This is a genomic window from Streptomyces sp. NPDC017993, assembly GCF_044328065.1.
In the GTDB taxonomy this organism is placed as follows: domain Bacteria; phylum Actinomycetota; class Actinomycetes; order Streptomycetales; family Streptomycetaceae; genus Streptomyces.
Genome location: NZ_JBIRGO010000036.1, coordinates 26,439 through 45,604, shown reverse-complemented (window position 1 = coordinate 45,604; position 19,166 = coordinate 26,439). Strand labels below are relative to the sequence as shown.

Genomic DNA, 19,166 nt, shown 5'->3' with positions numbered 1-19,166 from the left:
ATGCCACTCCGCATTCGTTAAATCCCCACGACCCATGGAACCAGCCTGACCCCAACACCTCACCCATGTCCGGAGATCCGAGAAACACTGCCTAGGAGAGGTGCGGGAGCGCCACTACCCCGCCGAAGGACTGATGAACGCGAACTGGAAGGCACCGGAAGCGGCGCTCTGGTGGCCGAGGCCGGCGGCGCTCGGGGGCCGTTGCCGGTAGTTCGTCCCCTGGCACTGCCGTAGCGGCTGCCGAGCGCGTCTGACGGCGAGGTCGGTCATTCACCGCCCGGTGACGGTCGCATCACGATGGACCGTGTGGACGCAGCTGGTCGCCGGACGTCTCGTTGAACGCTTCATGACGCAGTGTGAGAAGGATGGGCCCCCGGTGGTCTTCGCTGGGCTGTCAGGTGCCTACTGGCTGGACAGCGATGAGAGCGACTGCGGCTGGTGTCGCACTCTCCTCGGTTCCGTCTCCACCGACGAAGGACTGGTGAGGAGGACACCCCCCGAAGGCCAGGGTGAGCGCTCAGCACCCAGATGCGAGAGCGTGCAAGCACGTATGGCGCGGGCACGGATCGTCAGAGTTCCCGTGGCAGTGATCACCGTACTGGCCGCGCTGGTGCTGGTGGCAGTGGGCTGACCTGGCACCGGCGACCCGCCGCGTGAAAGCGGACACGAAGTGTCCGTAGGTGCGGCTGTGCCCCGGCGCCAGGGTGGCTCACCCCTGCGACGGGAGACGCGCCGGCGCCGGCTTGGAGACCTTTCGGCCTATTCGAGCTCCCAGCGGTGGTGGCCCGCGTGTTGGGCGGGTACACGTCGTCACGAACGTCGCACCTCCATACGTCTGATCTACCCGGGGGCCTTGATGAGTGGCGAAAGCCTTGCAGGCAAGAAGATCGCGATCCTCGCGGCGAGCGGAGTGGAGCAGGTAGAGCTGGTACAGCCCCGTGATGCCGTGCGCGCGGCCGGTGCCGACACGGCGATCATCTCCGTGCCCAGCGGGGTCGAGGACGGGCGGATCCAGGCGATGAATTCCGACATCGTGCCCGCTGACACCTTCCAGATCGACGCCCTTGTCAGCGCCGTGTCGGTGGACGATTTCGACGCCCTGATCCTGCCCGGCGGCACGATCAACCCTGACAAGCTGCGCCAGGACGATGAAGCCGTGGCGTTTGTGCGGGCCTGCGTCACCTCCGGCAAGCCGGTCGGTGCGATTTGCCATGGGCCATGGACTCTGATCGAAGCGGGCGTCGTGCGAGGCAGGACCCTGACGTCGTGGCCGAGCCTGCGCACCGACCTGCGCAACGCCGGCGCCACCGTCGTGGACGAGGAAGTCGTCACCGACAACGGTCTGGTCACCAGCCGCAACCCGGACGATTTGCCTGCTTTCTGCGCAAAGATCATTGAAGAGTTCGCCGAGGGGCGCCACCAGACCTGACCATCCGACCCGACTAGGAGTTGTCACATGTCTCTCGGCAGCGAAGAGCAGCCAGGCCGCCGCTGATGGACCTGAAAGGTCGGCCAGCAGGCGGCGAAGGAGTGCCTCTGTCCGCCTGAATCTATCGGGAGCAACTGCGTCACCTGATTGCCCGGCTCCGCCGGGCCCTGCTGGATGAGGCGGGAGGCCGGCATTTGGGGACCGCTCACCCGTTATCTCGGACTGCGCCATCACGAGGGAGAACCGCAGTACAGCATTGGTGCGGCCCGTCTCGTCCCGTGCTGAGCACGCCGGGCTGCAATGTGTAGCTTCAGAAGCTGGCGGACGCATGGGTGACGCGCGCCCAGGAAGCGGGCGAACTCCGCGGATCGGGGGGGCTATTGCTGTGGGCCCCAACCGCACGACGGCGAGCCGCGCGGCCTGCCCTAGCATCGAGGCATGCTCACACTCGGCATCACAGTGATCGGTGTTGCGGACGTCGCCCGCGCTGCCGAATTCTGGACGGCGGCGCTGGCTCTGACTCCCTCTGAGGAGTGGAAGAGCGAGAACTGGCAGACCCTATCCCGAAGTGACGGTTCGGGCCCTGCCCTCGGCCTCATGCGCAGCCAGTCCCCGGCCGAGCCCCGCCCGCGCATCCACCTCGACTTGTTCGTGGAGACGGCTGCCGAACAAGAAGCCGAGGTCGAACGACTCCTCGGGCTCGGTGCGACGAGGCCGGAATGGGACATCTACCCGGAAAACCCGGACTTCGTTGTCCTGGCGGATCCTGACGGCAACATCTTCTGCATCGTCGATCTGAGCCACGCGCCGAGCAGCTGACGGGGACGAGGGCACCTAACCGGGCTGGGGGCGACAGCGCGCAGGGACTGGCCAGCAGGCCGGTGTTCTCCTCCTCCTACATGGTCTGGCTTTGGTCGCGAGCGTCGAACCGCCGGAGCGCCCGATACGGCCCATGATCCGAGCGAGGCCGTGGTGGAGCATGCGCCCAGCACGCCCACGGCCTGTAAGTATCCCGGCGGCAGGGTCGAAGCGCAGTGCCCACTCGACCGCGAACCTTACGAGGCGCTCGTCGAGGTGGTGTTGGCGTGGATCGAGCCGACCACCGCGCTGCAATTGACCGGCCATCCCCGCGCATCCGCTGTCCGGCGATTCCTGGCCTGCCTGCCGGAGGCAGCGGCCGACAGGCCGTCGCCAAGGTGGCGTTGGCTGAGGGGAACCACGACCGTCGGGTCCGTCAAAGGGCGCGGTGCGATTCGTCCATGCGTGGCTCGACTGGTGCGAGCACTCTGCGATCGCCGCGCCCGGCTCAAGGAAGCGGCTTCAGCAGTCATTGGCGCAGGGCGTTCTAGAGCCAACGCCGATTCGCGGCCCCTAAGAGCTCACCTCACCCTCGAGGTGTCAGCCCCTCGACCGGAAGGCTCTCTGCGGTGAGGCACTCCGTCGGCCCGTGCCAGGTGCGGCATTGGGTGCATTTCCAGTCTGTGCGCAGCGCCTGAACCGTCGCCGACGTGCCGCACCAGCAACATCCGCGAGTCACGTCAAACCAGCCGCAGGGCATCGTGCCCACGTACCTAGCCTCTCGTCGCAGTTGTTCCGGTGGAGGGGCGTGCGCGGCGTCTCGCCGAGGGCCGCAGGCAGGCGTAGGGGTCCGGGCAGTCGTCATGGCGGCATGGTGCCGCACATGCGTGACGCTTTACGCACCTGGCGCCGGTGGACGGCGAGTCCCCTTAAGCGGGACCGGCGTACCCGGGGTTTCGCGACCGCCTCGATATGCGCCGCCCTCCCCGGCAGCTACTGGTGTCTGGTGCCATCGGGGAGGGGGCGAACGTGCGCACGAAAGTGGCCGACACGCCAGGGTGGAAACCGGGCGGAGTGTCTGTCGACCGATTACAAGGCGTTCGTGCTGGGATCTACGTTGACCGGCGTCAGCCCGCATGCAGAACCGCAGGGCTGGGCATCCGCTGCAAGGGCCTCGTTGGTGACAGAAGGGGCCGGACCGAGCGGTTCTTGCCCAGGGCTGTGTGGCAAGCGCGAAGGGGCCTTGGCGGGAGCTTGGGGGCGGCCGGGTGAACGGTGGGTGGTGGTGCGGGGCGGGGCATGGTGGCCAGCTGTTAAAAGGGGCTGCTGCGGTCATCGTCGCGTGAGCGCTGGCCAGTTGTCGCCGGCTGGTTCACGATTCACTGCCTGGGCCCTTTTGCGGGCCCGGCGGTCTTTGGAACGGGTGAGCAGGCGCCCGTACGGCTCGTGCGGGACAGGGAGGGCGTGGGTGGCCGGCGGCGTGAGTGCGGCGGAGCCAGTTGAGACGGGCAGGCTTGCCCGTATCGGGCAGTGGTGGTCCCGGGCATGGGGGTCCGACGGGCATGAGCGTCATACGGCGCTTTTGATCGGTAAGAGTGCGCTGGCCGCGACGATCGCTTGGGTCATTTCCTACAACCTCCTGAATGCGCAGTCGCCGGCCTTCGCGCCGTTCTCGGCGGTGCTGATCATGCAGGTCACCGTCTACCAGTCGCTGGTGCAATCGCTGCGTTACGTCGGCGCGGTGGCCGCCGGGGTGGCCGTGCAGGCCGCCCTTGGATTCCTTGCAGGGCCAGAAGTGGTGACGTTCGCGCTGGTGACTCTGGCTGCCCTCGTCATCGGGCGCTGGCCGGCCTTGGGAGCGCAACGCGGTCAGGTGGCCACGGCGGCGTTCTTCGCCTTCTCCACGTACACCTCTGCGACGGGGAATCTCGAAAAGCTCGCCCAACTCGGCCAGATCGTCCTCCTCGTCATCATCGGCTCCGCCGTCGCCTTGGCCGTGAACCTGGCCGTCTTCCCGCCCATGCGCTTTCGCAGCGCGGAGTACAGCATCCGCACCCTCGCCCACGCGTTGGGCGACCTGCTGAGCGACATCCACCCCGCCCTGGCCGCAGGAGAAATCGAGGAGGAACGCACCGAGCAGTGGCGCACCCGCGCCGCGCAGACCGGGGAATTGATCACCCAGGCACGAGCCGGTATGCACACCGCACAGGAGAGCCTCTACTACAACCCGCGCCGCCTCTTGCGCCGTCACCGCGAACGCACCAGCTTCGAAAACTACGGCGCGGTGCTGGACGCCCTGGAACGAACGCTGTACCAGGCGGCCTCCCTCACACGCAGCCTCGACCAATGGCGCGACAGCGAGACCACCTACCCCTACAGGCCCTTCCTGGAGTCCTACGCCACGTTCCTGGAAGCCATCGCCGACATCGCACAGCTCCTGAGCACCTTGGACGAGGACCATTTGGCAAGCCAGGCTGCTGACCTGTGCCAACTGGCGGAGCGCGCACAGCACTGCCGAAGCCAGATGGCCGCGCAAGCCGAGGGAGACGGTTTGCCCCTCGCGGACCCGACCCGCCCCTACGGGGTGCTGACGGTAGAAGCCACCCGCTTGATGGAAGAGTTCCAGCACACCAGCGACGTACTCCGCCGCTACACCACCCCATGAGCCCCTGTGCGCACCAGTAAGGCGACCAGCCTCTCGCCAAGCACTCCACGGACCGGGGGAGCGTAAGCAGGCATGATGCGGCCTACCGGCCTATCGGCCTGACGCGCTTTTAGCAGAGCCATGTCCGCCCGTGGACCTCGCCCCCAGCTCCCGCACGCGCGGTTTCCGTGCTGGTGGCCCGGGCCGGCCTGCCTCGTCACCTGACCGGGCCTACGACAGTCGGCCGGTTGCGTGGTCCCGGGTGCGATCTCGGCAGGCCGGGCGTGCGATGGTGGTGGAGGTGGTGCAGACCATGGCTCGTCCGGTGTGGAGCGGGTCGCTGTCCTTCGGGCTGGTGAGCCTTCCGGTGCAGATGTACTCGGCGACGGAGAGCCATACGGTCCACTTTCACCAGATCGAGCGGGGCACGTCCGACAGGATCCGCAACAAGCGGGTCAACGAGCGTACGGGCGATGAGGTGGCCGCCGAGGACATCGTCAAGGGGCTCGACGCGGGTGACGCGTATGTGGTGGTCGAGCCGGAGGAGTTGGACGACATCGCTCCGGGGCGGTCCAAGGCACTGGAGATCAGCGGGTTCGTGGACCTCGACGAGGTGACGCCGATCTTCTTCGACAAGACCTACTACCTGGGCCCACGCGGCAAGGAGTACGCCAAGGTCTACGGGCTGCTCCACCGGGCCCTCGGCAGGTCCCGCAAGGCCGGCATCGCCACGCTCGTCCTGCGCAACCGCGAATACCTGGTCGCGGTGAAGGCCGAGGCGGACCTCCTGGTGCTGCACACCTTGCATTGGGCGGACGAGATCCGCGACCCGTACGACGAGGTGGCGAACCTCCCCGAGAAATCCGAGGTCACCGACCGCGAGCTGAAGACCGCCGTGGAGCTCATCGAGGCGCTCAGCACGGACTGGGAACCGGAGGAGTACCACGACACCTACCAGGAGCACGTCCGGCGGCTCATCGAGGCCAAGCAGAAGGGCGAGACGGTCGAGAAGGCCAAGGAGCCGCCCGAGTCCACCAACGTGGTGGATCTGATGGACGTGCTGCGCTCCAGCGTGAAGACGGCGCAGGGGAAGAAGAGCGCCGGCACCCGGGCGAAGAAGGCGTCCGGCACCCGGAAATCCCGCGGAACGAAGAAGTCCGAAGCGCCGAAGAAGTCCCGAGGGGGAGGGAAGTCCGCCGGGGGAAAACAGCCCGCCCACCTGGACGGGCTGACGAAGGCCGAACTCTACGAGCGCGCCACCGAAGCCGGTGTCCGCGGCCGCTCCTCGATGAGCCGCGACGAGCTGATCAGTGCGCTGTCGCCGAGTGGTGGACGAAGCCGCGCGAAGGCGTCCTGACGTTCCTGGCCGGCCAATGGATCGAATCAGCCAGGACCTTCACCGAGCTACCCAGTGCCAGCCGATTCGCCCACCACCTCGACGCCGTGCCGCAGGGCACAGCCCGTGGAACTCCGGTCTCATGGGAGGCCACGGCGATCGGCACTGATCACCGAGATTTGCTTCTGGCGACACGGTTCTTACCGCGCCCTTTCTCGTGTGAGTTCCGGTGGCGGGCCCAGGCGGGTAGGGCGAACCAGCACAGCAGGAACCAGGCAACGAGCGCTACGACGATCCACGGCACGGCGCTGTTGTGCATCGCGACGCGCAGGATGAGGAGCAGCACGGAGGTGACGGTGGCCAGCAGCAGCACGGCTCCTGCGAGTGTCATCCTTGAGGCCCAGAGCACCGTTTCGGGTTTGATCCTGCGTCCGGTGACGAGTCGGTGAAGGGTGACAGGGCCGATGAGTGCGCCGGTGGTGGCTGCGCCGAGGAGGACGGTGACCACGTAAATGGTCTTGTCCGTTTGGCCGAGCGTGACGAAGCGGGGCATGAAGACGACGGTGAGCAGAAACCCGAAGAGGATCTGCATACCCGTCTGGATGACGCGGACTTCTTGAAGCAACTCGTTCCACCGCCGGTCGGCCCGCTCATCCGCCGACTCATGGCGTCCGTCAGACGATTCCATTCGCCCTCCCGAGCGGGCCTGTCATTGAGGCAGCTGAGGGAGCACTTGTGTGCGGTAGAAGTCGAAGAAGCCGCGCTGGTCAGGGCCGATCTGGCTGACGTATACGGTGTCGAATCCTGCGTCCGCGTAGGCGTTGATCGCGCTGAGGTGCGCTTCGGCCTCGTCTCCGCACGTCACGTTGTTCGCGACGCGGTCCGGGGTAACCAGTTGTGACGCCTGTTCGAAGTGCGGGGGAGTGGGGAGGATCTGCGGCAGTTCACCGGGAAGCTGCTCGTTGGCCCACAGCCGGTGCGCAGTCCGAACGGCCTCGTCCCGGTTTGTGGACCAGCACACTTTCAATCCGCCGAGAACGGGCTTTGTGCCGCCGCCGCTGTTTCGAAAGCGCTCGACCGCCTCAGCGTCCGGGACCATGGTCACGAAGCCGTCGCCGATCCGACCGGCCAGTTTCGTGGCGGCGGGGCCGAACCCCGATACGTCGATGGGCACCGGCTCGTCGGGGGCGGTGTAGAGGCGGGCGTTTTCCACGGTGTAATGCCTGCCGTGGTGGCTGATCTGTTTGCCTGTGAAGAGCTTCCGCATCACCTCAACGGCTTCTTCGAGCATGTCGAGACGAACGGATGCCTGGGGCCACGCGTCTCCGAGGATGTGCTCGTTGAGTGCTTCTCCGCTGCCCACTCCAAGTCGGAACCGTCCGCCGAGCTGCACCGCAGCGGTCGCTGCCGCTTGAGCGGTGACGGCAGGATGCATCCGCATCGTCGGGCATGTCACAGCCGTTCCCACGGGAAGCGACGTGGCTTGTGAAAGGGCCCCGATTACCGACCAGACAAAGGGGCTCTGGCCCTGTGCATCGTTCCACGGGTGGTAGTGGTCGGAAATCCACAACGAGGTGAAGCCGGCCTGCTCCGCCATACGAGCCTGCTCGACCAGCTCTGCTGGCCCATGCTCCTCACAGGCCAGAAAATAGCCGTACTGCACGGTCCGACCTCCATCGCTGACTCGGTGGGCCTTCCACATGCCCGGCCCCGGGCTGGAGACCAGCGGCGCTGGCAACGCCAACGGATGAGAGCCGGCCGGGCTCTGGCCGGCTCTGGCGGGGTCCGGCCTTCAGTCGGTGGAGAGGGCTTCGAGGAGGTCTCCGACCTGGGGGTCGGGCAGGGCGCGGGCAACGTCGGCGAGGGCGACCATGCCGACGAGGCGGTGCCCGTCGATGACCGGCAGGCGGCGGACCTTGTGGGTCGCCATGGTCGCGAAGATCTCGTCGGCGCTGTCGTCGGCGCCGATGGTGACGGCTTCGCCTTGGGCGAGTTCGCCGGCCTTGGTCTGTTGGGGGTCGCGGCCCTTGCCGAGGACCTTGACGGTGATGTCGCGGTCGGTCAGGAGGCCCTTGAGTTTGTCGTCGTTGCCGCAGATCGGCAGGGCCCCCACGCCCATGTCCGTGAGCTTGCGGGCAGCGTCCGAGACGCTGTCTTCGGCGCCGATGCATTCGGCGCCGGGGGTCATGAGGTCGCGTGCAACAGCCATGTCAGAGTTCGCCTTCCATGAAGAGGATGTGCTTACTGGCCGCGGCCGGTGACGTAGTCGCGTGCGCGGTCGGCCAGGCCCAGGCCGGGGGCCAGAAGCTTGCTGATCGCCGGGTTGTCCGGGGCGCTGGGGTGTGGGCGGGTGGGGGCGGTCTTCTTCGCCTCGCGGACCTTTTCCCCCAGACTCTCCAGGAGGTAGCTGTGGACGCCTTCGCGCAGTTGTGGGAAGAGGTTGTGTTCCTCGTCGGCGACGTGAGCGGTGACTTCGGTGCGCAGTTCGCGCACGAGCCGGTCGAAGTCTGTGTCGTCGGCGTCGCGTTCCTCGAGGTCCTTGAGGAGGTTTTCGACGCGGGCGTGGTCGGCGACCTCCCGGTCGGCGATGGCGTCGCCCCCGTCTAGGTGCTCGCGCACCGCGGGGTAGAGGTGCTGCTCCTCGGCTACCGAGTGCCGCACCAGCTCGATGGTCAGCGCATCAGCCAGCTGCTTGCGGCGCTCACTGCCTGGCATGGCGTTGTCCAGCTGCTCGAACAGCTCATCCACCTCGCGGTGGTCGGAGGTCAGCTCCGCGATGACGTCCCCACCGTGACCCATGGCTCGTTCCCCTTCCTTTTCCGGGCGCAGCCAGCTCCGGCACGCCAGGAGACGGGTTCCCGGCGTACGCCGCGATTAACGGCGAGGTGAGTAGATTGCACCGTATGCCCCGGCGCCGGGACGTTGCGCGGTCCTCCGCGCGGGCCGAGACGGGGGCGCCTTTCGGGGTCTGGGGGCTGGCTGCTGTCCTGGCACGCGGGCGGCCAAGTGTCCCGGTTTTCCGTATGTGGCGGCGCCTACCAATCACGCGCGTGCCTCGGCCGTATCAGCCGTTACCCCCAAGCGGCCCGCTTAGGCCGCTGCTGAGAGCAGGGCTGGCTACCGGTCATCGCCCAGTTCGCTGAGCAGCTGCTTGGTTTCGACGAGCAGGCTTCCGCTGACAGCCGCTGCTGTTCCTGGCTGGTGCGGAAAGTCTGAGACCAGCTGGTCATAGATCTGCCAGGCCGGCTCGGCCTGTCCGACAGGGCCCCCCACCGGGGCCCTCTGCTCGTCGCACCCCTGGCCGAGGGCGTGTGCTCGGGCCTTGCACAGCTCCGCCAGGTGCTCGGCCAGTTCTGCGTAGCGGGTGAGGAATTCGGTGCCGGGCGGACTCAGACGCGCTTGCTCTCCTGCGGTGCCTGCCAGGGTGCGGGCGATCGCCATCAGGTGGGCGATGATGCGCTCCCAGGAAGTGTCCGCCTCCGGAGGCGGAGGCGGCGAAGCGGTGCGACGGGCGTAGAGATGCCAACGAGGGTTGAGCCGGGCGCTCTCGGCACGCCACCTGCGCGCCTCGGCAACGTCGTGAGGGACGCGTGCGATGCGATGGGCCCGGTCGAGCCACCCCGCCGCGTCGGAAGCTCCCCACTCTTTGCTCAGGCCCTCGGCGACAGAGTGAAGGAGTTCAGCGCTTTCCCGGGGCAGGCGCTGAAGCTGCTCGCGCACGTTGTGCAGGTGGACGGGCGGGAAGACCAAGGCGTTAACGGTGATACCGATGACGGCGCCGATCGCGGTTTCCAGCAGGCGGTGGCCGAGCTCGCTGAGAGAGTAGGAGCCGTAGGTGATGACAAAGAGGGCAGTGGTGGACCCGTAGATGCCCTGGGCGCCCAACCTGCGGTAGGTGCCGACCAGGACGAGTACCGGCAGAGCGATCAGCAAGGCCGGCAGGGTGCTTCCATCTGTCATGGCCATCGCAGCAGACGCCCACAGAGTGCCAACGACAATGACCGCGAGCTGCTGCAGGCCCGAGCGTACGGAGCGGTAGACCGTCGCATCCACCAGTGCCAGAGCGGTCCAGGGTGCCATCAGCGCCATCGGCGCGGTCAGCCACCAGCCGGTCAACGCCCACGCGGCAATGGCCGCACCGGCTGCCTTGAGCGACTGGACCATCGAATCCCGCTCCGGCCCCGGCCCGCGCACAGCACTGCGCGCTGTGCGCCCTGCCGCCTCAAGTTCCCACGTCAGCCACTGCCACGCCGCCACCGCACCCCCGGTCCGTGATCGTGAGCCTGTATTCGGCAAGGCTGCTGTAGCGCTGTTCCGGTTCGGTCGCCAGAGAGGAGGGCGTATCAACGTGTGAGAGCGGAGTCGTCCTGGACGCGTGCGCCTGGGAGCTGATGGCGTGCGGCGATCAGGGCTGCGTCCGCGTCCCACGTTCCGGTCGAGACGCACAGGGTGTAGGCGACGTCTTCCATACGTCGAAGGATGGCGCTGCTGCCTTCCTGGGCGTGGAGCAGCCGGAGGGTCTTGTACTGCTCAACGAGATCGCGCAGCACTGCGGGGTGAGCCATCAGCATGGTCCAACTCCATCATCGTGAATGAGGCCTTGCCGCGTGTGCCCGCCTCCCGTGCCTGCAGTCAGCCTCCGCGGAGGTGGCTGCTCACGAGCAACGTGTCTCCGATCACGTCGATCGTCGCGGCGTTGCCGCGGTGCACGCGAGAGTCGTTCGCGACATGATGACCGGTCGGCTGGATCGCCCCGCAGGTTATCGACCAGGAGGAGGTCGAGGTCAGACGTGAGGAAGGCATCTGGGGGCCACTGCGCCGCATATCCGAGGGAGGCGGCGAGAAAGACGTTGGGTCGTGACCCGAAGTTAGCCCCCACAGTGGGCGGCTGAGCGCTCGGGCAGCGGGCCTAGAGGATCCGACAGAGGGCCAGCTGTATGAAGAGGCGAAGCAGACCTGGTAAGCCGCCACCAAGCCGTGAGGAGCGCCATGCCCGCCGCTGGTAACCACCCGTCACCTCCCGCCCGCGGGGCGCCCTGCTGGGTGAACCTGATGGCCCGCGACCTGCAAGCCACGCAGGACTTCTACGCGGCGGTGCTGGGTTGGGCCTTTCGTCCCGGCAGCCTGGGCGAGGAGTTCTCTGTGGCCCTGGCGGAAGGACGCCCGGTGGCGGGAATCAGCGCGCTGGCGCCGAGTCTTCAGGCCGCGGTGGCATGGACGCCCTACTTCGCCGTGGACGACGTGGATGAGACCGCAGCCAAAGTCCGCGAGCGCGGTGCCACCGTGGCTGTCGGGCCGCTGAGGTTCAGGTCAGGTCGTGCGGGCCTCTGCGCCGACCGCGACGGGGCGGTTTTCGGGTTCTGGGAGGGCCGGACCCTTTCTTGGTCGATCGGGCAGGGCAGCGCCCCGGCCTTCCTTGAGCTGCTCACCCGTGATGCCTTCGATGCAGCCATCTTTTACGGCGAGGTCCTGGGCTGGGCCTCCAGCGAGCCAGGTGGCTGCGACGTCACGTACGAAGACGACCGGGTCGTCGTCCGCGACGGACCGCGTACGGTAGCCACCTTGCGTGGTGGAGCCGACGAGGCCGCGCCCGATCCGCATGTGAGGCCCCGGTGGAGCATGCACCTGCAGGTTGCTGACCTGGCAGCGGTGTCCCAGGCCGCCGTGGCGGCAGGTGGCGTCGTGCTCCCGCAGGCGCCCGTGCACGACAGACCCGGAAGCCATTGCATCATTCGCGACCTCGACGGTGCACTGTTCACCGTCACCGACGCCCCATGCTCAGGCCCCCGATGACCCCTCGGCAATGACTGCTTCAGTCGGCATCGGACGGAGGGCCAAGCCGTCAGCTCCCGGCGCTGAGATGCGGGGGCCATGGCGTTCGCAGCGGCCAAGCGAACCGTAAGAGCACCGCCGCACGTCGGTCCCCTCCGGCATCCGGAGGGGACCGACGTGTGGAGCCGACGGGTTACGCCACTGGCTCGCTAGGAGGCAGGGGAACTGCAAAAGGCGCTTCTCCCCGCCTGGTCGGGCGTTGGGGCGGCGTCGCTGCTCGCCCTGCCAGCCGGCTTCGGTGGCTCGTGTACTCAGCCGCCCGTGTCGCGCTCGGACACATTTCGGCGTGCACTAGATGGTGCGCGCTCCGGTGCGGGCATTGCCCGTGCAGTGACGGGCACGCGCTGAAGGAAAGCCCCGTCTGTGAGAGGAGCAGGTCATGCCTGCAGGATCGAACCGTAAGCGGGAGCGGCAGTACGAGCACATCAAGGAAGGCGCCAAGGAGCGCGGCACCTCCGAGGGGCGCGCGAAGGAGATCGCCGCACGAACCGTCAACAAGGAACGCGCGCGATCGGGGGAGTCGAAGTCTGCGAGCAAGGTCTCCACCCGCGATCCGAAGTCAGCCCCCCAGCGCGGCGGCGAGCGCTCAGGCAGCGGTGCCGGCCCACAGGGGCCGACGAAGGACCAGCTGTACGAGGAGGCGAAGAAGAAGAACGTCGAGGGCCGCTCGACGATGAACAAGCAGCAGCTACGCAAGGCCGTGGGCCGCTGACCGTTGCCCGGCTTGAGTTGGGCGAACGTTTCCTCCGCAGGGCCCCGGGCACCCGCTCGATGATCGGCCGTGCAGCAATTAGCAAGATCCAGCGCATTGCGCTGGAGGAGTCGGAGGTTCACCGTGTTGAGGGCAATCGCAGATGTGCTTAGGTCGATCGGCGGGGCTATCGCTACCGTGGTCACCCTGCCGTTCCGGGCTGTAGCCCGGCTGTTCGGCGGCGCCTCGAGTTCCGCCCACGGGCGCCACTGACACGTCGGCGCGTGTCGATGCGCGGACGCCCCGAAGCTCAAGCCCGGCTGGAACCCCCGTCCAGCCGGGCTTGCGTCTGCCGGCGCGGAGGAGCCGTGGGAGCGCTGAGTCGCGCGGCCTGCGGGTCGGGCGTAGACAGCAGATATGAGCGAGAACGACACCTTTCGGCCCGGCGAGGTGGTGCCCGACAGCGGCATCTACGAGTGCGACGCGGCCAGGCGCACCACTGGAGCACAGACGTGAAGGGCCGCTTCCCGCCGCTCCCGCAAGGCTGCGCAGACGGCACCTGGACGCTGAAGGACCCGGCGCCCCCCGCCGACTGACTGCGCAGCCTTGGCGCACGGAGGCGCCCTGTCGGTGAAGATGATCGGGGGGAGTGGCACGACGGTCTGCCCGTCAGGGTTCTACGCCCTCTACGAGGGCAGCGACTACAACGAGACCAGCAGCGCCCACCGGCGAGTGTTGGTCGCCGACGAGCCGGTGGGTGACCTTTCGAGACGAGTGTCGCCGTCGCCCCGGCCGTCAAGCGCGCCCTGCTGGGTGCCCATGATCTGGCGCTGGCACCGGGGCTCGTACACGAGGCGACCGTATCGGCCGGCCGGTCGCGGGACCCCGCGCGGCTCGGCGGAGAACAGTCGAAGGTGCTGGGTCGTCAGGTCTCTGGTTGGCTGGTGGGCACGTGTGGTGGCAGGGCACAGGGGTAGCCGAACGAGGTCACCAACTGGCGAGACGCGAGGGTATACGCGTCGAGACGAACACCCATCGCCGAGGTTCCGGCGGGGAGTCCCTGTGGGGCGCCCCGCGCCCGTGGCGGGCGGTGGGATGTGGAGATGACATGGATCTGCTCCGTAGTCCGGTTGCACGGGCGTGGCGGCATTGGCGCCGGCCGCGTGACCTGACCGTCCGCCGCCGTTCGGTGGACGTCGAGGACACCAACCGGCGGTTCGTGATGTATGGGGTGCTGCCCCTCTGGTTCGTGCCCGCGGTCGCGGACTGGGTCATGCATCGCCGCACCTGGATCGAGGAGACCACCGGAGTGCGGGAGTCGGCGCTGCACGCGCTGATGATGACCGAGGCCGGTGTCCCCGTGGCGCTCGGCCTGCTCGCCAAGGTCAACCCGCTGGTGCTTTCGGTCATGGGCGGTGCCGCGGTGGTCCATGGGGGCACCGCTCTGTGGGACGTGAGCCTGGCGACCGAAGAGCGGGAGGTGCGGCCGATCGAGCAGCACATCCACAGTTTCCTCGAAGTGCTGCCGCTCACCGCGATGGCGTTCACCTGCTGCCTGCACGCCGACCAGGTGCGCTCCTTGCTGCGCGGCGGACGTGGCGCCGAGGACTGGAAGCTGCTCCCCAAGGACAACCCGCTGTCGGCGCGCTATCTGGCGGGGCTGGGCATGGCCATCGGCGCATGCGTGGCGCTGCCGTACGCCGAGGAGATGACGCGGTGCGTCAGGGCGGCCAGGCGTAGGCACCGGTGAGCGGCCGGCGGCACACCGGGCCGGGTGGGGCCCGCGCGCACTCCGCGTCATGGCCGATCAGCGTGCAGTTCGCCCGTCCGTCTGCCTGGGGCGGTGCGGAGGGAGCCCGGTCGGTGGAGCGGCGCCGTGCAGCCGGAACCACTTCCCCGAGCGCGTGCGGTCGTAGCCCTAGGAGTCCGCGAGGGCGCTGTTCCCCGGCAATCGTCCGGCAGCGGGTCGTCCCCAGGTGTCCCTGAACAGGGCGGCTGAGGTACCACTGACAGCGACGTCGATGAGCATCAGCCTGAGCCCTGCGGTCTCGGTGTGCAGAAGGGCATTGGTGACGAGCTCGGTGACGCACAGGCGCCCCGCGTCGAACAGGGGCGGTCGGGGATGGAGGGCCTCCACAAGCGGCCTCCCTGGCCTGCGCCGCGGCGCTCTCGGCCTGCGGGAGTCGCATGGCCAGGGGGCGTACGTGCGTGTCGGAGGCTGTCGTGGGCGTGGGCATCAGAGCCGTGGAGTCACACATCCCTGGCCTCTTCCTCCAGCGCACAACACAGTGCGGAGGCTTGGCCGTAACGGCCACCGGCCCCGCTTCCGTGTGACTTTGGTGCTGCCTGGCAGGAGAGCGCATCTGGTCGTCGTGCTGCCGGCCGTAGGTGCGCAGCAGGGGGAGAGTCTTTCCGGCGGTGGCGGTGGCGGTGGCGGTGGCGGTGGCGATGGCGATGGCGACGGCGTAGGCGTTGGCGTTGGCTGGGACGTTGGAGCTCGAATGCGCGCGGGTCTTCGGCGGCTAGAGTCCGATGAGGCGTGCGAGCGTCTGGCAGGTCAGCCTGCGCAAGGCCTCCTCGTCCTCACGGGCCCCTGAAAGGCCGACGCCGGGCGTACCACCGGCAATGTGCGCAACTCGAGCATGATGGCGTCTTGTGGTCGCTGCCGGCTTTGGCGAATTCCCAAGCGACTTGGTCGCGCTGCTGCGTCCGGGAGGAGTGATGTCGCAGGTAGGCAAGCTCTTCGGTCTCGCGGGCCCTGCAGGTTTTATGCAGAGGTGCTGGGTAGGCGGGTCGTGACAAGGCAGCAACGCGAGAGCGAGGAGCAGCCATGGCGACGACGGCAGTAGTGCAGGACCAGATAGCGGGGATGAACTCCGCGCCCCACTCGACCGAGGGCCCCTTGCCGGTGGTGGAGGAGGCTCAGCGTGTGGCCCCGCAGGATGCGCGCCGTTTGTCGAAGCTGTTCTTCGAGCGGCTGTCGGTCTTGGAGGAAGGCACCGGGGAGTACCAGTACGCGCGCAACACCCTGGTCGAGATGAATCTGTCGCTGGTGCGCTACGTGGGGCGCCGCTTCCGCAACCGCGGGCAGCAGATGGAAGACGTCCTACAGGTCGGCACGATCGGTCTGATCAAGGCCATCGACCGCTTCGACGTGTCGCTGGAGAACGAGTTCACGACCTTTGCCATCCCCTACATCACCGGAGAGATCAAGCGGTTCTTTCGCGATACAACCTGGTCCGTGCACGTGCCGCGCCGGCTGCAGGAGCTGCGCGTGGACCTCGCACGCGCTCGCGAACAGCTGGAGGGACGCGGCATCGCCGAGCCCTCCGTCGCCGACTTCGCCGCCTACTTGGAGCTCGCGGAGGAGGACATCATCGACGGGCTGGTCGCCTGCAACGGGTACGACGCCGACTCCATTGACCGGCCCATCGAAGCCGGTGGCGGGGCCAAGCAGCGGACAGGGATCGTCGCAGACCTGGTGGGCAACGAGGACCCCTCGCTTGCCCTGGCCGAGGACCTTCAGGCCCTCAAGCCGCATCTGGCTCAGCTCGATGAGCGTGAGCGCACCCTCATTGAGCTCCGCTTCGGTGCGGAGATGACCCAGGCCGAGATCGGCAAGGAACTGGGGCTGTCCCAGATGCACGTCTCCCGTCTCCTCGCCCGCACTTGCGCCGCCCTGCGCGAGGGTCTCCTCGCCGAAGCATGAGGACCCGCCTCGCCCACCAGAGCCAGGCAGCGCAGCGGTTGGGGTGTTCCGTGGCCGGTCATTGACGCTGGTTTGGAGAGCCGACGGTCACGAGCCTGACACCGTGGATAGCAACTAACGAGGGTGAGGCCCGGCCTGAGGGGCCGGGCCTCAGCGCTGTGCAGGCGAAATTTTAGACCTACGCGCTGGTACAGGGGGCGAGGCGCGCCGGGCCAGGCAGCCGCGGTCAGGGAACGATGACGCTGAAGCGGTCACATGCTGGTCAGCGACGCCGGCCCGCAGAGCAGCGTCCAGCCACCTGTGGGTTGTGGAGTGTCGACGACTTCGTCACCTGGCCCAACAAGGAAGATCAGTTCCTAAAGGCGCGCTCGCCACCATCCACCGACCCAAAGGTGAACCATGTCCTTTGAGGCTTCCCAGCACCGCTTCTCCGAGCTCTTCCGCCAGCTGTACCTTGCAGACGACGGCAAGTCGATTGACGAGTTCATCGCCACGAACTCGCCACTGCAGGACGACGTCAAGCTGGAGAACGCGCAGTTTTGGAACGATGGCCAGCGTGCCTTTCTGAGGGAGAACCTCGTACAGGACGCGGACTGGGCGGTGAAGATCGCTCAGCTGAACGAGGCCCTGCGGCGACCCAGGAAGTAGTCGCCGGTGGCCTGTGGGTCGTCGAAGTGGGCTTCGAGCTTCCCGGCCTCAGGTCCCGGCGCCCCTGACCTGTGTAGGTTCCGCAATGCATGCAGCCTTTAGCTGCTCTGACGAGGATGAATGGGCTGCCTCGCCCGGGCCCGGCCGGCTTGGTCAGGCGCTGCTGATGCTGGGCCCGCCGTAGTCGTGTGGCTGGCCGCCGCGCCATTCCACCCACTCGGGGTCATCGAGGAGCGGCTCGGCGTCGGGGAGGCCGGCGCGTCGCAAAAATTCCACGACGTCCATGTCGCTGCGGGCGAGGCCGAGGTCGGTGCCGCCGATGTGTACGCGGCGGCCGGCGTTGTCGGCGGGCGGGTGGATGACGATTCGCACGGTCATGTGGCCAGGCTGCCTGCGGCGGTGTGGCAGCGCATCTGGTGGGGACAATGTGAGACCTGGCCGATGGGGCCGGGCCTCAGCGCTGTGCACGCGAGAATTTGGGTCTTGGCATCGGCGGAGGGACGACGCGCGCGCTGACAATCGGGACAGCTCTCGCTAACGGTTACGTAGCAGGTCAGCGTGTCGACCGTTCGGGGGCTGCGTTCGTCTAGGGGCCGGCCTGCGGCTTCTTCTCCAGCGGCAGGGCCACCCACGCGATGACCGCCTGAAACGCCGACCGGCCTGTCCTGCACGTGCGCGCCGGCCGACGGCTCGGGGCCTGCGGCTACCGCCCCGCTGGGAGCTCGTCCGGCCTGTCGTGATCGCTGGCCGGATCCTCAAGCATCAAGGGCACTTGAGGTCAAGGCGCACGCGCTGAAACGTCAACCCCCTGGGCTCCCCTAGTCAGGCTTAGTCGAGCGCTCTGCAGGTTTCTGCGCAACGCCGTTGTAGTCGCTGCCCTCGTAGAGGGCGTAGAACTCCCCGGGCAGACCGTCGGTACCCGGAGCCGACGCTGTCAAAAGTCCGCACCGGGGCCAGTTAGCCCTCGGTACCAGTTGCGGTATGGGGCGCTCCGACGGGTTTGGATTCCGGGGAGCCGCGTTGGCGCAGATAGACGGAGAGGATGGCCATGGAGGCCACGGCGAGTAGTTCGGATTGCCAGTTCTGCAGGCTTCGGCTCCAGAAGTCTGCAGAGGCCAGGTATTCTCCCCAGCCGATGGGGGCCTGCAGTTGGCGGAGCTGCTGTTCGTTGTAGGCGGCGACGCCTGCGATTGACTGTGTCAGCCACGAGAGCAGGAACAGCGCCGCCATCACCGTGCCGAGCGAGCGCGAGAACAGCGCTTGGCGGGCTCCTCCGATGCCGGCCCAGCCCGGTGAGTCGTATCGGGCGTGGGGGCCCATCCGCTGTTCCTTGTCGGTTTCAGGGCCGGCCTTGGGTACTTCCTTGGATTCGGGGGACCCTCGCTGCAGCAGCCAGACCGTCGCGAAGATGTAGAGGAAGAACTGCAGGTACTCCGACTGCCAGTTCTCCGTCACGTCAACAGCGAAGTCCGAGGATGTTACGTAGTCGCCGAAGCCGACCTGAGCAAACCCCTCTGCCGCGATCTGGTTGTTGAACTCGGCGTGGCCGGCGATCGCCTGGCCTGCGAGCGCCAGCAGGAACGCGACGCCGAAACCCAAGCTCAGCCCGTTGTCACGTACGAAGCGACGCATTTCACGCTCCTTCTCTAGAGCCCTGCGCAGCAGACGCTGGGGCCGCGACGCAACGGCTCACCGGTGCATCAACCCCAGGGCGGCGAAATAGACAAGGCCCCCCACCACGAGGGCCAAACAGAGCGTGAACATCAGGCGCATGGCACGTCAGCGCCCCTTGACCGTGCACTGATACGGCTGGCCGTGCCGGGGCCGGCATCCTGCGGCGACGACCTTCCAGCCCGCGGGAAACTGAGCCAGGAACAACGTGTCGGTGGCCAGAACGACCCTCGCTTGCCCCCCATAGATATCCACTGTCCGGACAGGGCCGCCAGAGGGGAGCTTCTCGGCCGCAATGGCGTCAGCACACGGCGCTTCCTTGGACTGTTCCAACTCGCTTCGCGTCTCCGGTGCCAGGGCCGCGCACATAGCGTCCGGATGGCTTGCGGCCATCGCCCGCTCGAAGCC

Annotated in this window: 19 protein-coding genes; 10 read left to right on the top strand and 9 right to left on the bottom strand. The window is 67.6% G+C overall.

Going from position 1 to position 19,166, the window contains the following annotated elements; all coding sequences use genetic code 11:
• The first annotated feature begins 856 nt into the window (after positions 1–856).
• From ACH4FH_RS36970 to ACH4FH_RS36955, 4 genes are all read left to right on the top strand, one after another.
• A complete protein-coding gene (locus tag ACH4FH_RS36970; RefSeq protein WP_398560363.1) occupies positions 857–1,429 on the top strand; it encodes a type 1 glutamine amidotransferase domain-containing protein in 573 nt (190 codons plus the stop codon).
• A 438-nt stretch (positions 1,430–1,867) separates the two neighbouring features.
• Complete coding sequence (locus tag ACH4FH_RS36965) at positions 1,868–2,248, top strand: VOC family protein (protein WP_398560362.1); 381 nt, start codon at positions 1,868–1,870, stop codon at positions 2,246–2,248.
• Positions 2,249–3,695: 1,447 nt separating this feature from the next.
• A complete protein-coding gene (locus ACH4FH_RS36960) occupies positions 3,696–4,892 on the top strand; it encodes an aromatic acid exporter family protein (RefSeq protein ID WP_398560361.1) in 1,197 nt (398 codons plus the stop codon).
• Between the two features lie 292 nt (positions 4,893–5,184).
• On the top strand, positions 5,185–6,228 hold the full coding sequence (locus ACH4FH_RS36955) for a Ku protein (protein WP_398560360.1): 1,044 nt from the start codon (positions 5,185–5,187) through the stop codon (positions 6,226–6,228).
• A 148-nt stretch (positions 6,229–6,376) separates the two neighbouring features.
• On the opposite strand, the gene ACH4FH_RS36950 is transcribed toward ACH4FH_RS36955, so the two are convergent.
• The 6 genes from ACH4FH_RS36950 to ACH4FH_RS36925 form a co-directional block, all read right to left on the bottom strand.
• Positions 6,377–6,895 (bottom strand): DUF6328 family protein, encoded by a 519-nt coding sequence (locus ACH4FH_RS36950; protein WP_398560359.1) that lies wholly within the window; start codon positions 6,893–6,895, stop codon positions 6,377–6,379.
• A gap of 21 nt (positions 6,896–6,916) precedes the next feature.
• Positions 6,917–7,870, bottom strand: coding sequence for a TIGR03557 family F420-dependent LLM class oxidoreductase (locus tag ACH4FH_RS36945; protein ID WP_398560358.1), 954 nt, complete (start codon positions 7,868–7,870; stop codon positions 6,917–6,919).
• A gap of 129 nt (positions 7,871–7,999) precedes the next feature.
• The gene (locus ACH4FH_RS36940) at positions 8,000–8,416 is read right to left on the bottom strand and encodes a CBS domain-containing protein (protein ID WP_398560357.1); all 417 of its coding nucleotides are present in this window, start codon (positions 8,414–8,416) and stop codon (positions 8,000–8,002) included.
• A gap of 32 nt (positions 8,417–8,448) precedes the next feature.
• Entirely contained in the window at positions 8,449–9,006 is a 558-nt protein-coding gene (locus tag ACH4FH_RS36935; protein WP_398560356.1) for a hemerythrin domain-containing protein, read from the bottom strand.
• Positions 9,007–9,324: 318 nt separating this feature from the next.
• Positions 9,325–10,371, bottom strand: coding sequence for an aromatic acid exporter family protein (locus ACH4FH_RS36930; RefSeq protein WP_398560355.1), 1,047 nt, complete (start codon positions 10,369–10,371; stop codon positions 9,325–9,327).
• 179 nt (positions 10,372–10,550) lie between these two features.
• Complete coding sequence (locus ACH4FH_RS36925) at positions 10,551–10,778, bottom strand: DUF5133 domain-containing protein (protein ID WP_398560354.1); 228 nt, start codon at positions 10,776–10,778, stop codon at positions 10,551–10,553.
• 481 nt (positions 10,779–11,259) lie between these two features.
• On the opposite strand from ACH4FH_RS36925, the gene ACH4FH_RS36920 reads away from it, so the two are divergent.
• The 3 genes from ACH4FH_RS36920 (at position 11,260) to ACH4FH_RS36910 (ending at position 13,003) form a co-directional block, all read left to right on the top strand.
• Complete coding sequence (locus ACH4FH_RS36920; protein ID WP_398560353.1) at positions 11,260–12,000, top strand: VOC family protein; 741 nt, start codon at positions 11,260–11,262, stop codon at positions 11,998–12,000.
• Between the two features lie 418 nt (positions 12,001–12,418).
• A complete protein-coding gene (locus ACH4FH_RS36915) occupies positions 12,419–12,751 on the top strand; it encodes a plasmid stabilization protein (protein WP_398560352.1) in 333 nt (110 codons plus the stop codon).
• 123 nt (positions 12,752–12,874) lie between these two features.
• Positions 12,875–13,003 (top strand): LPFR motif small protein, encoded by a 129-nt coding sequence (locus ACH4FH_RS36910; protein ID WP_398560351.1) that lies wholly within the window; start codon positions 12,875–12,877, stop codon positions 13,001–13,003.
• Positions 13,004–13,431: 428 nt separating this feature from the next.
• On the opposite strand, the gene ACH4FH_RS36905 is transcribed toward ACH4FH_RS36910, so the two are convergent.
• Positions 13,432–13,581, bottom strand: coding sequence for a hypothetical protein (locus ACH4FH_RS36905; RefSeq protein ID WP_398560350.1), 150 nt, complete (start codon positions 13,579–13,581; stop codon positions 13,432–13,434).
• A gap of 257 nt (positions 13,582–13,838) precedes the next feature.
• On the opposite strand from ACH4FH_RS36905, the gene ACH4FH_RS36900 reads away from it, so the two are divergent.
• The 3 genes from ACH4FH_RS36900 (at position 13,839) to ACH4FH_RS36890 (ending at position 17,087) form a co-directional block, all read left to right on the top strand.
• Entirely contained in the window at positions 13,839–14,480 is a 642-nt protein-coding gene (locus ACH4FH_RS36900; RefSeq protein ID WP_398560349.1) for a diguanylate cyclase, read from the top strand.
• A gap of 1,080 nt (positions 14,481–15,560) precedes the next feature.
• Positions 15,561–16,439, top strand: a complete 879-nt coding sequence (locus ACH4FH_RS36895) for a SigB/SigF/SigG family RNA polymerase sigma factor (protein ID WP_398560348.1) — start codon at positions 15,561–15,563, stop codon at positions 16,437–16,439.
• A gap of 399 nt (positions 16,440–16,838) precedes the next feature.
• On the top strand, positions 16,839–17,087 hold the full coding sequence (locus ACH4FH_RS36890; protein WP_398560347.1) for a DUF2789 family protein: 249 nt from the start codon (positions 16,839–16,841) through the stop codon (positions 17,085–17,087).
• 153 nt (positions 17,088–17,240) lie between these two features.
• Here ACH4FH_RS36890 and ACH4FH_RS36885 read toward each other — a convergent pair whose 3' ends face one another.
• Both ACH4FH_RS36885 and ACH4FH_RS36880 read right to left on the bottom strand, forming a co-directional pair.
• A complete protein-coding gene (locus ACH4FH_RS36885; RefSeq protein ID WP_398560346.1) occupies positions 17,241–17,465 on the bottom strand; it encodes a hypothetical protein in 225 nt (74 codons plus the stop codon).
• A 579-nt stretch (positions 17,466–18,044) separates the two neighbouring features.
• Positions 18,045–18,719 carry a DUF6766 family protein gene (locus ACH4FH_RS36880; protein ID WP_398560345.1) on the bottom strand — a complete coding sequence of 225 codons (675 nt, stop codon included), beginning with the start codon at positions 18,717–18,719 and terminating at the stop codon, positions 18,045–18,047.
• Positions 18,720–19,166 lie beyond the last annotated feature (447 nt).